This is a genomic window from Streptomyces lacrimifluminis (genome assembly GCF_014646095.1).
In the GTDB taxonomy this organism is placed as follows: Bacteria; Actinomycetota; Actinomycetes; order Streptomycetales; family Streptomycetaceae; genus Streptomyces; species Streptomyces lacrimifluminis.
The window spans coordinates 1-13652 of record NZ_BMMU01000024.1 but is presented as its reverse complement, the minus strand read 5'-3'; the positions used below and the strand labels follow the sequence as shown (position 1 = coordinate 13652).

At 71.9% G+C, this 13652-nt stretch carries 11 protein-coding genes; 4 read left to right on the top strand and 7 right to left on the bottom strand.

Annotated elements, in window-relative coordinates; translation table 11 throughout:
• Window positions 1-52 precede the first annotated feature (52 nt).
• The 4 genes from IEY89_RS29110 (at window position 53) to IEY89_RS29095 (ending at window position 5867) form a co-directional block, all read left to right on the top strand.
• Entirely contained in the window at window positions 53-1900 is a 1848-nt protein-coding gene (locus tag IEY89_RS29110) for an AfsR/SARP family transcriptional regulator (protein ID WP_189150500.1), read from the top strand.
• A gap of 117 nt (window positions 1901-2017) precedes the next feature.
• Entirely contained in the window at window positions 2018-2533 is a 516-nt protein-coding gene (locus IEY89_RS29105; RefSeq protein ID WP_189150499.1) for a DedA family protein, read from the top strand.
• Window positions 2534-2682: 149 nt separating this feature from the next.
• Window positions 2683-3420 (top strand): ABC transporter ATP-binding protein, encoded by a 738-nt coding sequence (locus tag IEY89_RS29100; RefSeq protein ID WP_189150498.1) that lies wholly within the window; start codon window positions 2683-2685, stop codon window positions 3418-3420.
• Window positions 3414-5867 (top strand): ABC transporter permease, encoded by a 2454-nt coding sequence (locus IEY89_RS29095; protein ID WP_189150497.1) that lies wholly within the window; start codon window positions 3414-3416, stop codon window positions 5865-5867. Before IEY89_RS29100 ends, IEY89_RS29095 begins: the two co-directional genes overlap by 7 nt.
• 147 nt (window positions 5868-6014) lie before the next feature.
• Here IEY89_RS29095 and IEY89_RS29090 read toward each other — a convergent pair whose 3' ends face one another.
• The 7 genes from IEY89_RS29090 to IEY89_RS29060 all read right to left on the bottom strand — a co-directional run.
• The gene (locus tag IEY89_RS29090) at window positions 6015-6959 is read right to left on the bottom strand and encodes a TauD/TfdA family dioxygenase (RefSeq protein ID WP_189150496.1); all 945 of its coding nucleotides are present in this window, start codon (window positions 6957-6959) and stop codon (window positions 6015-6017) included.
• On the bottom strand, window positions 6956-7753 hold the full coding sequence (locus tag IEY89_RS29085) for a 4'-phosphopantetheinyl transferase family protein (RefSeq protein ID WP_189150495.1): 798 nt from the start codon (window positions 7751-7753) through the stop codon (window positions 6956-6958). The genes IEY89_RS29090 and IEY89_RS29085 overlap by 4 nt, the downstream gene beginning before the upstream one ends.
• A 4-nt stretch (window positions 7754-7757) precedes the next feature.
• Window positions 7758-8696, bottom strand: coding sequence for a TauD/TfdA family dioxygenase (locus IEY89_RS29080; RefSeq protein WP_189150494.1), 939 nt, complete (start codon window positions 8694-8696; stop codon window positions 7758-7760).
• Window positions 8697-8699: 3 nt separating this feature from the next.
• Window positions 8700-9488, bottom strand: coding sequence for a thioesterase II family protein (locus IEY89_RS29075; RefSeq protein ID WP_189150493.1), 789 nt, complete (start codon window positions 9486-9488; stop codon window positions 8700-8702).
• Window positions 9457-10740, bottom strand: coding sequence for an MFS transporter (locus IEY89_RS29070; protein WP_189150492.1), 1284 nt, complete (start codon window positions 10738-10740; stop codon window positions 9457-9459). The genes IEY89_RS29075 and IEY89_RS29070 overlap by 32 nt, the downstream gene beginning before the upstream one ends.
• Complete coding sequence (locus IEY89_RS29065; protein ID WP_189150491.1) at window positions 10737-11660, bottom strand: ornithine carbamoyltransferase; 924 nt, start codon at window positions 11658-11660, stop codon at window positions 10737-10739. Before IEY89_RS29065 ends, IEY89_RS29070 begins: the two co-directional genes overlap by 4 nt.
• A gap of 32 nt (window positions 11661-11692) precedes the next feature.
• Window positions 11693-13652 (bottom strand): serine hydrolase domain-containing protein (locus tag IEY89_RS29060; protein ID WP_189150490.1); only part of this gene is annotated, 1960 nt, incomplete at its 5' end.

The window sequence follows — 13652 nt, the reverse complement described above, 5'->3', positions numbered from 1 at the left end:
GCGCCGGCCGGGTCGCCCACGCGGCACGGCGGCACGAGGTGGGGGATGACTCATGGAATTCCGGCTTCTCGGTCCGGTGGAGGCGAGAGACGGAGCACGGCGCATCGCGCTTTCGGGCTCCAAGGTGCACACGGTGCTGGCCGTGCTGCTGCTCGCCCGCGGCCGGGTGGTGAGCGACGGACAACTGAGCGAACTGCTGTGGGGATGGGACCCGCCCGCCACGATGAACGCGCAGATCTACACATACATATCGCGACTGCGGAAACTTCTGGGGCCTGGCGTCGACCTGGTCCGCCGACAGCCCGGCTACCAACTGACTGCCGCCGGTGCACGGATCGACGTGCTCGATTTCGAGCGTCTGGACCGGCTCGGCCGCAAGGCGCTGGAGGAGCGTCGCTTCGAGGAGGCGGCCGGTGCGTTCACGAGCGCGCTCAGTCTGTGGCATGGTCCGGCGCTGTCCAATGTGACGCCGTATCTCGCGGAGGTGGAACTCCCACAACTGGAGGAGGCTCGGACAAGCACGCTTGAACACCGTATGGAGGCCGACCTGGAACTCGGCCGGCATGAGCCGCTCGTCCCCGAACTCATCGGTCTCGTCGCCAAGTTCCCGCTGCGGGAGCGGCTCCGGGTCCAGTTGATGACGGCTTTGTACCGGTGTGGGCGGCAGGCCGAGGCGCTGCAGGCGTTCCAGGAGGGCCGTGAGGCACTCGCCGAGGAACTCGGCGTGGACCCCGGTCCGGATCTGAGGGCCATCCATCAGGCGGTGCTCGGCGGGGAGTTGAGCCAGCTGTCACACCCGGGGCCGGCGCGTGTCTCCCGCACGTCGCCGAAGACCCTGCCGCCCGTCATGGTGCCGCCCGCCATAGCCGACTTCACCGGCAGGGAGAACGAGCTGGCGGAGCTGTGCGCGCGGTTGGCAGCCGCCCCCGGCCATCGTCGCGACGGGTTCCGGGCGCGACGGATGCTGATCGCCGGCATGGCGGGGGTCGGCAAGACCACACTCGCCGTCCAGGCCGCACACGCCGTGGCTCACGAGTTCCCCGACGGCCTGCTCCATGTCCAGCTGCGCCATGAGGACGGCACGGCGAAGGATTGCGCCACCGTTCTCAGGCAACTGCTGCGGGCGCTCGGCGAAGCCGGTGACGACACCTCGGCGTCCGGCAGCGGACCCGAGCAGCTGGACGACCTGATCCGCCGCTACCGCACCTGGACGGCGGGGCGTCGACTGCTGATCCTGCTGGACGACGCATCGAACGAACTCCGCATCGACGCCTTGCTTCCGCCCACGGCCGACGCCGCCGTCCTCGTCACGAGCCGCAGCAGGCTCCCCGCGCTGCCCGGCTTCCGTACCGTCGTGCTCGAACCGATGGGGACCGCGGAGTCGCTCGCCCTGCTCACCTCGATGGCCGGAAGGTCACGGATCCTCGGCGAGCCCGAGGCCGTCAACGTCATCTCCGAGGCATGCGCGGGTCTGCCGCTCGCGCTGCGGGCAGCCGCCGACCGACTGGCCACCCGGCCCCACTGGCCCGCGGCCCGCCTCGCCCGGCGCCTGTCCGATCCAGCGCTGCGCATCGAGGAGTTGCGCATCGGCGGCGGGGACGTACGCCGGAGCCTGGACTCGGCGCTGCGACAACTTCCCGCGGTCGAGCAGGAGTTGGTTCGGGCTCTGGCCCCGAGGGAGAGCGGCACGTTCACCACGGCAGCCGTCGCACTGGAGTCCGGTCTGTCCGAGGAGAACGCCGAGGAACTCCTGGAGCGGCTGGTCGAAGGGGCGGTGCTGGAGATGGCCGGCATCGACACGGAGGGCAGGCCCCGGTACCGCTTCCACGAGCTGATGCGGCTCGTCGCCGCAGGCCCGCACGGGTGCCTCGCCGACTCCCGGCTGACCAGGGCGAGCTGAGCGGAGCGGCGCGGGTAGGGCTGGCCATACCCCAAGTCTCGCTTCTGCCGCACTGCGCCGCGATGCCTCCACGCGGTTTCGTGGAGTCACCGAGCGAACGAGAGAGGCGGCGCCCTGATGACGGGATGGCTGGCAGAGCACATGGGGGCCTACGGGAGCTCCGGCGTCCTCTGCGCGGTGCTGCTTCTGCCCGCGCTGGAAGCGGCGCTGCCGATGGTGGGTGCGCTGCTGCCGGGGCAGACGGCCGTGGTCCTCGGCGGCGCGCTCGCCTGGAGCGGCGTCATCACCATCGAGGCCACGTTGCTCGCCGCGGTCGCCGGCGCGGTCCTGGGCAATATCGTCGGGTACGCGATCGGGCGCCGCTGGCGGGCACGGGTCCTGGCTCCCCTGCGGGGCCCGACACGCCGGGGCAGGTACGCCGAGCGGGCTCTCGGTCTGATCGAACGGCGCGGCGGCTGCGCGGTGTTCGTCGGACGCTTCACCGCGGTCCTGCGCACGCTCGTGCCCACCCTGTGCGGGGCGACCGGCATGCCACTGCGGCGCTATCTCCTCTGGTCCGTGGTCAGCAGCGCCGTGTGGGCACCGGCGTTCGTCCTGATCGGGTACGTCATAGGGCCTGCGGGGCCCGGCTGAGTCCGCAGAACGTCGAAAACCCGAACCGCCCGTCGGGGCACGCAGCTTGCTGCCATTGCAGTTACCTGCCACACGCCGTGCAGGCACCGTTTTGAACGATTCCGTCCCGCCCGGTGTGCGGGAGGACCGACATCGAACAGTGGGGACAGATGAACAAGGACGCCATCCAGTTGCGCTCCGTCACCAGGCGGTACGGGTCAGGTGACAGCGCGGTGACGGCGCTCGACAAGGTCTCGCTCTCCTTCCCGGAGGGCACGTTCACCGCCGTCATGGGCCCCTCCGGCTCCGGCAAGTCGACCCTGCTGCAGTGCGCCGCCGGGCTGGACCGCCCCACATCGGGATCGGTCGTCGTGGGCGGGACCGACCTGACGAAGCTGAACGAGACCAAGCTGACCCTTCTGCGACGCGAACGCATCGGGTTCGTCTTCCAGTCGTTCAACCTCTTGCCGTCCCTGACCGCCGAGCAGAACGTGGCGCTGCCCCTGCGGCTCGCGGGCCGCCGCCCGGCCAGGGCCCAGGTGCGCGAGGTGCTCGAGCAGGTCGGCCTCGGTGACCGGGCACGACACCGGCCGACGGAGATGTCCGGCGGCCAGCAGCAGCGCGTCGCCCTCGCCCGTGCCCTGATCACCCGCCCCGAGGTGCTCTTCGGCGACGAGCCGACCGGTGCCCTCGACTCGCAGACCGGTCGTGAGGTGCTGAAGCTGCTGCGCGGCATGGTCGACGCCGACGGCCAGACGGTCATCATGGTCACGCACGACCCGGTCTCCGCCTCGTACGCCGACCGCATCGTCTTCCTCGTCGACGGACGGGTCAACGGCGAGATGGTCGGGGCGAGTGCCGACGACATCGCCACTCGTATGACCAAGCTGGAGGCCGCGCCGTGCTGAGTGTCGCCCTGCACACCCTGCGCAGCCGCTGGATCACCTTCGTCGGCAGCTTCGTCGCGCTCTCGCTCGGTGTCGCGCTGATCGCCGTCATGGGTCTGGCCCTCGCCTCGTCGCTGCACGCGCCCGACCGGAAGCCGGAGCGGTTCGCCGCGGCGCCCGTCGTGGTGAAGGGAGCGGACACGCTGCGCGTGTCCAGCTCGATCGGTGACCGGGTGCAGAAGCTCGCCCAGCCGCGCGCCGTGCCCGCCGCCGCCGTCGTGAAGCTCAAGAAGCTCGGCACCGTCATCGAGGACCGGTCGTTCGCCGTACGGGCACAGGGCGGCCCCGGCGATCTGGTGGGCCACCCCTGGTCCACGGCCGTCTTCGCCCCGTACGAGATCGACGAAGGACGCGCCCCCCGCGCCGCCGACGAGGTCGTCGTCAGCGGCGACTGGGTGCAGCCGGGTGAGCGGGTACAGACCGATCGTGGCGCCGTACGCGTGGTCGGAACCGTCACCGGGCGCGGCTTCGAGAACGTCGTGTTCTACACCGACGCACGCGCGGCCCAACTGTGGCCGAACAGTACTCAGCTGGTCGTGGACGCAGACACGGCGGCCGTGCGTACGGCGGTGAGCGGCAGCCCAGGTGTCCAGGTCCTCACCGGTGACGCGCGCCGCTACGCCGACGCCGACCCCGACCGGGACAGCGAGGCCCTCACCGCGATGAACGCCATGTTCGGCACCGCGGGCGGTGTCACCACCTTCGTGTCGGTGTTCGTGGTGGCGTCCACCTTCGCCTTCTCGGTCGCCCAGCGGCGCCGGGAGTTCGGGCTGCTGCGCACGGCAGGGGCGACCCCGGGGCAGATCCGCCGGATGGTCTTCGTCGAGGCCCTCTCGGTCGGCGTGCTCGCCTCTGCCGCCGGCTGCGTGCTCGGCGCCTACGGGGCACCCCGGCTCGCCGCCTGGGTCGTTGACGGCGGACTCGCCCCGAACTGGTTCACCATCGGTGCCGCCACCTGGCCGTACTACACGGCCTTCGCAACCGGCCTGCTCGTCGCGCTGTGCGGCGTGGTGGCCGCGTCCTGGCGAGCGGGCCGCACCGGCCCCACCCAGGCGTTGCGCGAGGCGTCCGTGGACACCAACCCGATGACCTGGGGCCGCTGGCTGTCCGGCGCTGCCCTGCTGCTGACCGCCGCCGTGACACTGGGCCTGGCCCTGTTCAGCGACCCAGGTGACCTGTTGCACCGCAAGACCTACGTGAGCCGCCCGATGCTGCTGATCACCGCGGTGGCACTGCTCGCGCCCGTCGTGGTGCGGCCGTTGACCCGGCTGATCGCATGGCTTCCGGCCCAGTTGCCGGGTGCCGGCGGCATGCTGGTGCGGGAGAACGCCGCCGCCGGGGTCCGGCGCACCGCCGCGATCGCCGCGCCCGTCCTGGTCACGGTCGCCCTCACGGGCTCCCTGCTCGGGGCCACCGCGACGCTGAACGAGGCGAAGGCCACGGAGACCCGCGAGCAGACGGCTGCCGCCTTCGTCATCACTCCGGCGAGCGGCGGCTTCGACGCGGCGACGCTGCGCGATTTGCGCAAGGTGCCCGGCGCCGAGGTGTCCGCGACCTCGTCGAGCGCCGTCTACGTCATGGAGGATGGCGTGGCGCTCATCAAGGACGAGGCTCGCTCCGCCGATCCCGGCCCGTTGGCCGCCACCACAAACCTGCCGATCGCCTCCGGAGAAGCCGGCGATCTCAACGACGACTCGATCATCGTCAACGAGGAATGGCAGCAGCACACCGTGGGAGAGCACGTGCGGGTGTGGCTCGGAGACGGCACTCGGAAAACACTGCGGATCGCCGCGGTGATGACCACCGGCACCGGCAACAACGGCGTCTACGTCACCCCGCGCAACGCCGCGGGCGCGAGCGTCGACCGGGTCGACGTCGCCCTCACCGACGGCGCCGACGCGGGCGCCGTGGCCGCGGGGCTGCGTGCCGAGGTGCGCACCTCGGGCGGGCAGGTCTTCACCAAGGAGCAGTGGGTGCAGGCGAGTTACCCCGAGACGAACGAGACGACCCGAATGGGCTTCCTGCTGGTGCTTGGCATCGCCCTCCTCTACACCGGTATCTCCCTGGCCAACACCATGGTCATGGCGACCTCCGACCGGGTACGCGACCTGGCTGTGCTGCGCCTGGCCGGAGCCACCCGGTGGCAGGTGCTGCGACTCGTGGGCGCCGAGGCTCTGATGGTCGTGGCGGTCGGTGGAGTGCTGGGACTCCTGGTCGCGGTGCTCAACCTGGCGGGCATGTGGAGCGCCCTGGGCCTGCTGTCGGTGTGGACCACGATCCAGCTTCCCTGGACGGCCATCGGCGTGGCCGTGGGCACCTGCGCGGTGCTCGCCGTGGTCTCGTCCGTCGCCCCCGCCTCGATCGCTCTGCGCCGCCGGGCGGTGGAACTGGCGGGCATCCGGGAGTGACCTTCCGACCCGGCGCCGGACGGTACGTTCCCCCGCCCCGGCCGGCGCCGACCTCCGCGACGCGCGGCATCCGACCCCCGTGGCCCGCGCCGTGGAGCGCCGACGGCCGGGACGCCTCTTGGAGAGCGTCCCGGCCGTCGGTGTGCGTCAGTTCGTTGCGGGTGTCGGCCGGCCGGACAGTTCGGCCATCGCCACCGCGATCCTCCGGGGGCCGGTGAACGGTTCCCGGCCGTGTGCGGCGAGCATGTTGTCGACGATCAGCACGTCGTCGCGCTGCCAGTCGAAGCGGGTCGCCGCCGAGCGATAGGCGTCCCGCAGGTGAGCGACCGTCTCGTCAGGAATGGGGCCGCCGTCACCGAAGTAGGTGTTGGTCGGCAGGTCCTCGTCGGGGAAGATCTCCCTGAGCCCTTCACCGACCTCCGGTGCCAGGGAGGTGATGTGCCAGAAGGTGGCGTGGTTGAACCACACCTCCTCGCCGGAGACCGGGTGTGTGCGCACAGCCGGCCGTACCGCCGTGGTGCGCAGCCCGCCGTCCACGCGCCACTCGGCCGTGATGCCCTTGTCCCGGCAGTACTCCACGACCGTGTCCCGGTCACGGGTACCGAAAGTCTCCTCCCATGGCACGCCGAAGTCCGCGTGGAAGTTGCGCACCACACGCCAGCCATCGCGCCGGGCGAACTCCTCGCGCACCGCCGGGTCGATGGCCCGGTACACCTCACGGATGTCCGCGAGCGGGGTCGCGCCGCGGGTGTGGGCGGGCTCGATGCAGTAGAAGTACAGCGTGTTGGGCCACACCGCCTGGTACGAGTTCTCGTTGTGCAGAAAGATCTCCTCGTCGGCGGGATAGTCCGTCGACGTGTAGACCTGCCCCTTGATCGTGGAGCGCGGCGAGGACCGCTCGGCGTAGGTCAGCGGTGCGCTGCCGGAGAGCGCGTGCACCACCGCGTCGAACCCGTCAACACCGCCGACCTCGAAGCCGCGCAGCAGGATCGCCCCGCGCTCGCCGAGGACCGTCCGCAGTTTCTCGCGGTGGGCGCGGATGAATTCGTGGACCGGGGTGCCCGACTGTCCGGTGTACTCGATGGCGGTCATCGGACCAATACCTCTCTCGTCTGCACAGGACCTGCTGTGCCTGCTGTGCCTGCTGTGCCTGCCGCGAGTTCCTCGTATCGACGGAACACCGCGGGCCCGGCCGGGTCCGCCGCCTCTCGCGCCAGCGCCGCGAACACCCTGTCGGGCATCGGCAGGTCCTGCACCAGCCAGGGGCCGGGGCCCTCCGCCCGGGGGACCAGCACCGGACCGTCCTCGGCGGGTTGTACGTCGACCTCGCGGAGGTCCGTGGCGATGCCGACGCCGATCGCCTTGACCACCGCCTCCTTCCGCGTCCAGCAGCGGAAGAAGGCACGTCTGCGCGCGGTGTCGTCGGGAGCGGAACCGATATGAGCGAGTTCGGAGGCGCTCATCACGAACGAGGAGGCGCCGTCGACGTCGAGCCGGCGGTCGTCCTCCATGTCCACACCCACCGGACACCCGGCCGCCACGGCGAGCAGCCAGTGCGGACCGCACCGCGAGAGGCTGAAGTCCAGGTCGGTGGGCGGCCAGTCGATCCGCGGCCGACCGTGCTCCGGACGGGCGCAGCGCGGACAAGGGTGCCTGCCGAGCACCACGTCGCGCGGCGGCACACCGAGGTACTCGGACAGCACCCGGCGCAACGCCGTGTGCGCGGTCGCGTAACACACCGCCGCCGCGGCGGGCAGGCGCCGGACCTTCCGCTCCTCCTCGTCCGACAGCAGGCCGGTGTCACCTGTCCCGGGTTCGTCGGCGGCCCGGCCGCGCCAGATGTGGACCGCGGCACGGTCCCTGAGCAGTCCGTATGCGGCGGTCATCGCCTCAGTCCGACATCGCGACGAGGATCCGGCGGTCTCCGGTGAACGGGCGGCGCCCGTGGGCGAGCAGGACGTTGTCGATCAGCAGCAGGTCGCCGGTGCGCCAGTCGACGTCGACGGCGTGCTCCAGGCCGCGGTCGCGGATCTGGGCGACGTACCCGGCGGGAATGGGGCTCCCGTCGGCGAAGGTGACGTTCTGCGGCAGTTCGTCCTCGGGCAGGATCTGCGCCAGGGCGGACGCCGTGTCGTCGCCGAGGCCGGCGGGGTGCCACTGATCGGCCTGGTTGAACCACACCTCGGCGCCGGTGACCGGGTGCCTGGTGGTGGCCGGACGTACCGAGGAGACACGGATGCTTCCGTCGGACTTCCACTCCCAGTCGGCTCCGGTCGGCTTGAGGAACGCCTCCACCTCCTCGCGGCTGGTCGTCTCGAAGGTGTCCTGCCAGCTCTTGCCGAGGCCGTAGCCGTCGTGCAGGTTCTGCACGTAGCGCACCCCGCCAGCGAAGGCCTCGCGCACCTCGGCGTCCAGGGACTCCAGCCACAGCGCGGCGTCGACGACGGGGGTGGCACCGCCGCCGCCCGGCTGGATCTGGCAGTAGAAGGCGAGGCGGGCCGGCCAGGAGTGGGCGTAGCTCATCTCGTTGTGCATGGAGATGGTGAACTCCTGCGGATACTCGGTGGAGGTGTAGACGTTGCTGCCGACCTTGGTGCGGGGCGAGTTGCCGTGCACGTAGGCGAGCCGGTTCGGCAGCAGCCGGCCGAGCACTTCGTCAAGGCGGTCGGGAGCGGCCTCGAACCCCCTGAACACGAGGCCCTTCTCCTCCGTCAGCACCCGGGTGAGCTCCCCCGGCCCCATGTCGTCGAGCCGGCCGATCAGTTCGTCGTCGCCACCGACGCCTTCGGACTCGATCTCGAGCGGCGTCCAGATGTCCGTCTCCGTCATGGTTCATGCCTCCAGGTCCTTGGTGATGTCGGCGACCAGTTCGGCCTCGCGTGCGGCGAGGTAGAAGTGATCGCCCGGGTAGGTACGCAGGGCGAAGTCCTGGGCGCGCGTCAGCTCGGACCAGGCCTGTACGTCGTCGGGGTCGCAGCCCGGGTCGCCGAGCCCGAGACAGGCGGTGATCGGGGCCCGGGTCGGCACGGGCGGTGACGCGGGACGGTAGCTCTCGATGAGCCGGTAGTCGGCGCGCAGCACGGGCAGCAGCAGTTCGCGCAGTTCAGGGATGTCGTACGCCTCCGAGCCCAGCGAGCCCAGTCGGCGTACACCGGCGACCAGTTCGTCGTCGCCGCGCAGGTGCAGGCCGGTGGGCCGGGAACGGTGCGGCGCGGAGCGGGCGGAGACCACCAGGCGCCGGGGGACGACCCCGTGCCGGTGTTCCAGCCGGAGGGCGGTCTCATAGGCGACGGACGAGCCCATGCTGTGCCCGAACAGGGCGACGGGCCGGTCCAGATGGGGCAGCAGCGCGGCGGTGACCGCGTCGGCGAGGGTGGCCATGTCCTCGACGAAGGGCTCGGTCAGCCGCTCCTGGCGGCCCGGACAGCGGACGGCGAGCAGTTCCACGTCGTCCGGAAGGCGGGCGGGCCAGCCGTGGAAGAGCTGGGCGTTGCCGCCCGCGTGCGGGAAGCACACGAGGCGGATCCGGGGCGCGCGGCCGGAGGCGGGGCGGTAACTCCGCAGCCATGGGTCGTCCCGCACGAGCCGGTCACCCGACCGCGTCGGTGTCGGTCCCGTCATCGGGGAGCTCTCCCTTCAGGTCCGGTGCCACTGCGGCGAGCAGGGCCAGTACGGCCATGGCGATGGCGATCGCGCGGACGGTGGGGAGGGCACCCCAGGCAGCGAGGAGCAGGCCTCCCGCGAACGAGCCGAGTGCGTTGGTCCCCGAGCCGACGAGCCCCGCGGCGGCGGCGACCCGCCCCTGGAGCGCGTCGGGGGTGGTGCGCACCTGGTAGACGGCGGCGGCCACGTTGAACACGGCGCCCACGAATCCGGTGCCCGCGTACAGCGCGCCGAGCAGCACGGGTTCGCGGGTGAATCCCATGGCGCCGATCAGCACCGCCCAGGCGACGGCCCCGGCGATCAGCAGCGTGCGCTGCCGTGCACGGCGCTGGACCCAGCCGCCCACGAGCGCCCCGCACAGGCCGCCGACGCCGCCGATGCCCAGCACGATCGCGAGGGTCGCCGACGGCAGCCCGGCCTCCTTGACCCGCAGGATCAGGGCGAGCGCGAGCATCTGGAACAGAACGTTGGTTCCGGCGACATAGGCGAACGCCGCGCGCAGGAAGCGCTGTCGCCACAGCCAGCGCATCCCCTCGGCGATCTCGCCCGCCATGCGGCCCCGGCCGGCGGTTGGGTCGCGTTCCTGCTGGAAGTCCTTGCGGATCAGCAGCAGGCTGACGGCGGAGACGAGGTAGCCCAGCACGCCGAAGCCGAACGGCACCCAGCGGCCCGCCGACTGCAGCAGCACACCGCCGGGCTGGCCGAGGAGACCTGCCGCCCGGCCGCGTGCCTCGTTCCGCGAGAGCGCGGTGGACAGATGTGCCGGATGCACGATGTTGCGTACGGCTCCCCGCTCGGCGAGCCGGTAGAACACGGCGAGGGAGGCTTCTGTGAACGCCACGGCCGCCAGGTGCGCGACCGTCACCCGGCCCGCCGCGAGGGCGAGCGCCACGCTGCCCACGGCGGCGACCCGGCCCAGCTCACACACCAGCATCAGCCGCCGCCGGTCCCAGCGGTCCACGAGGGCGCCGGCCGGCAACTGCACGAGCAGCAACGGCAGCAGCGCCGCCGTGGACACCACGGACATGGCCAGCGGAGAGCCGGTGTGCCACAGCACGATCAGCGGATACGCGACCGTGGTGACCCGGTTCGCCAGGAACGACATGCTCGCCCCCGACCACAGGAGCAGGAAGTCGCGGTTGCGGCCCAACGGCGCGGGTGGGATCCGGGCCGCCGCCGGCCCGCTCCCGGCGCCGTCGACGAGGGTCACGTCCTGCACCACTCGAGAACCGCCATCGCGCTGTGCATCTTGTTCTCCGCCTGCTGGAAGGCGATGCTGGCGGGCCCGTCGAGCACCTCGGCGGTGACCTCGTCGCCACGGTGTGCGGGCAGGTCGTGCATGAAGACGGCCTTGGGGCCGGCCTCCCACAACGCCTCGGTCACCTGGAACGGCGCGAACACCGCCCGCCAGTCCGGGTCCGGTTTGCTGGTGCCGGTGGTCTGCCAGCGCGTGGTGTACACGACGTCCAGGCCGACGGGCAGATCCGTCATGTCGTGGCACTCCCGGAACACCGCGCCGTACCGGGCGGCCTGTTCGCCGGCGCGCTCGCGGTAGTACGGGGCCAGGCCGTACCCCGGCGGCGTTCGCAGCTCGAACTCGACGCCTGGGAACCGGGTCAGGGCGAGGCAGAGCGCCGACGCGGTGTTGTTGCCTTCACCGACGTAGAGCACGCGCAGTCCCTCGACGCGGCCGAACTGCCGGTGCAGGGTGGTCAGGTCGGTGAGCGCCTGGGTGGGGTGCTCGTCGGCGCTCATCGCGTTGATCACGGCCATGCGCTCCTGGGCGGCCCAGGCCCGCAGCTCGGCGGGGTCTCCCGCGGTGCGGGCGACGATGACGTCGAGCATGCCGGACATCACCCGGCCGGTGTCCTCGCTGGTCTCGCCGGTGTTGAGCTGGAGGTCGCCGGGTCCGTACGCGATGATCCGCGCGCCCAGCCGCAGGGCACCGCTGGAGAACGCGGTGCGCGTGCGGGTCGAGGTCTTGCGGAAGTAGACGCCGACGACGTCGTCGGCGAGTGGGGCGGGCCGGCCCGCGGTGCCGGCCGAGAATTCGGCACCGCGGGTGACGAGCGCGTACAGGTCGGCGTCGTCGAGGTCGTCGATGGAGATCAAATGCCGTACGGAAGCCACGAGCTCCTCCTCAAGGATGCGCGGGACGCGGGTCAGGCCCGCTCTTCGTCGGTCACGACAGGGGCGAGGACCGCGGGGAGTACGGCGGAGTCGTCGGCGGAGCGCCAGTCGGCCGCCAGCCGGCCGGTGCCGAAGGCGGTGTCGTCGCCGCCCAGTTCGGCGGTGAGGTGCTTGACCACCGCCTTGCCGGAGTCCGCGTTGGTCAGCGCGACGAAACCGGTTCCGCCGTGGAGGCGGCTGATCGCCATGTTCCAGTAGCCCGAGGGCTCGCCCCCGTGGCCGAACTCCAGGTCGTCGCCGCTGTCGTCGACGATCGTGCCGAGTCCGTAGAACGTGCCGGTCTCCCCCGCCAGGAGCTCGCGGGCGAGAGCCTGCGGAACCAACGCTCCCGGTGCGCCGAGCAGGGCGCCCCGCACCGCGACCACGAACCGGGCGGTGTCGGCCGCGGTCGTCCACAGACCGGCCGCCGCCAGATGGGCCCGGGTGCGCCAGCCGCCCGTGAGCGGAGCGCCGTGGGCGTCGTGGCCGAGGGCCACGGGAAGCCCACAGACGCGTGGGTGGTCCTGGTCGAAGCTGGTGTCGGCGAGGCCGAGCGGGTCCAGCACCAGACGCCGGATCAGCGGCTCGAACTCCTCTCCCGTGGCGTCCTCCAGCAGCTGCTGGAGGACCCAGTAGTGCGTGCTGCTCTTGCGGAACGTTCCGCCCGGCGGCAGTTCGCGGCGCACCGGCGACGTGGCCGGCGGTCTGCCCGCCAGCAGATCGAGAAGGCTCGGCACCGGTTCGCCGGGGCGGAATCCGACGCTGCGCTGGCGGGCAAGGCCGGCGCGGTGCCCGAGCAGCAGGCGCGGGGTGACCGGTCCGGGCGCCCCGGGGGTGTCGGCCAGGTGCCAGGACGTCAGATACGTCTCGATGTCCGCGTCGAGCTCGACCACGCCCTGGTCCACCAGGCGCAGCACGGCGAGCGCGGTCACGTGCTTGCTGATGGAGCCAACCTGGAAGAGAGTCCGCGGCGTCACCGGCTCGTTCCCGCCGGCGGCCAGCACTCCGTGCCCTTCCACGGCCGCGACGGCACCGTCACGCAGGACGGCAAGGGCAAGGCCGGGCACGTGGTGGTCGGCCATGACGGCGTCGATCCCCGTCCTGCGCGCGGTCCGTTCGGCCGTACCGGCCGTGGAGCCGCTCCGGGCCCGGGGCACCGCCTCGATCAGCGCTGCGGCCTCCGCCGGTGCCCCGGTCGCCAGCGCGGCCGGATCACCTCCTGCGGCCTGCTGCATCAGTCGGGCCAGCAGCTCGGCGGGGACCTCGACGGTGACGGGGACTTCGTCCGTGGCGACCGCGCCGGACGCCGCCGCGGCGTCCGCGTCCTGGGACTCTCGATCCGTCCCGCCGACGGCGAGGGTGGCCGTGGGTACGGTGGGGTTTCCGGCCAGGGTGGCGGTGCTCTCGGGCGCGAGGTGGGCGCGCGCGTCCGCGTCCACAGCGGCGGCCAGGTCGATCAGGGTGTCGTGCTGGTACATGCGGTAGATCGAGACCGCCAGCCCGGCCGCGCGGGCCGCCGCCAGAACCTTGATCATCAACAGCGAGTGGCCACCGAGCTCGAAGAAGCGGTCGTGCACACCGATCTGGTCGACGCCCAGGACATCGGACCAGATGGCGGCCAGGGCCTTCTCCGTGGGCGTGCGGGGCGGCACATGGTCCGTGCCGGTGCGCAGCGCGCCCCGGTCGGGCGCGGGCAGGGCGCGGCGGTCGACCTTGCCGTTGGCGTTGAGCGGCAGCGCCTCCAGTGACACGAAGGCAGCGGGCACCATGTAGTCCGGCAGGCGCACCGCACAGTGTCCGGCCAGCTCCTCCGCGGCGGGCTCGGCGGCATCCGCCGTCGCCGTCCAGTACGCGACCAAGCGTCGGTCGCCGGGCACCGGCTCATGGACAGACACGAATGCCTCGTGGACGGCGGGGTGTTGGATCAGTACCGTCTGGATCTCACCGAGTTCG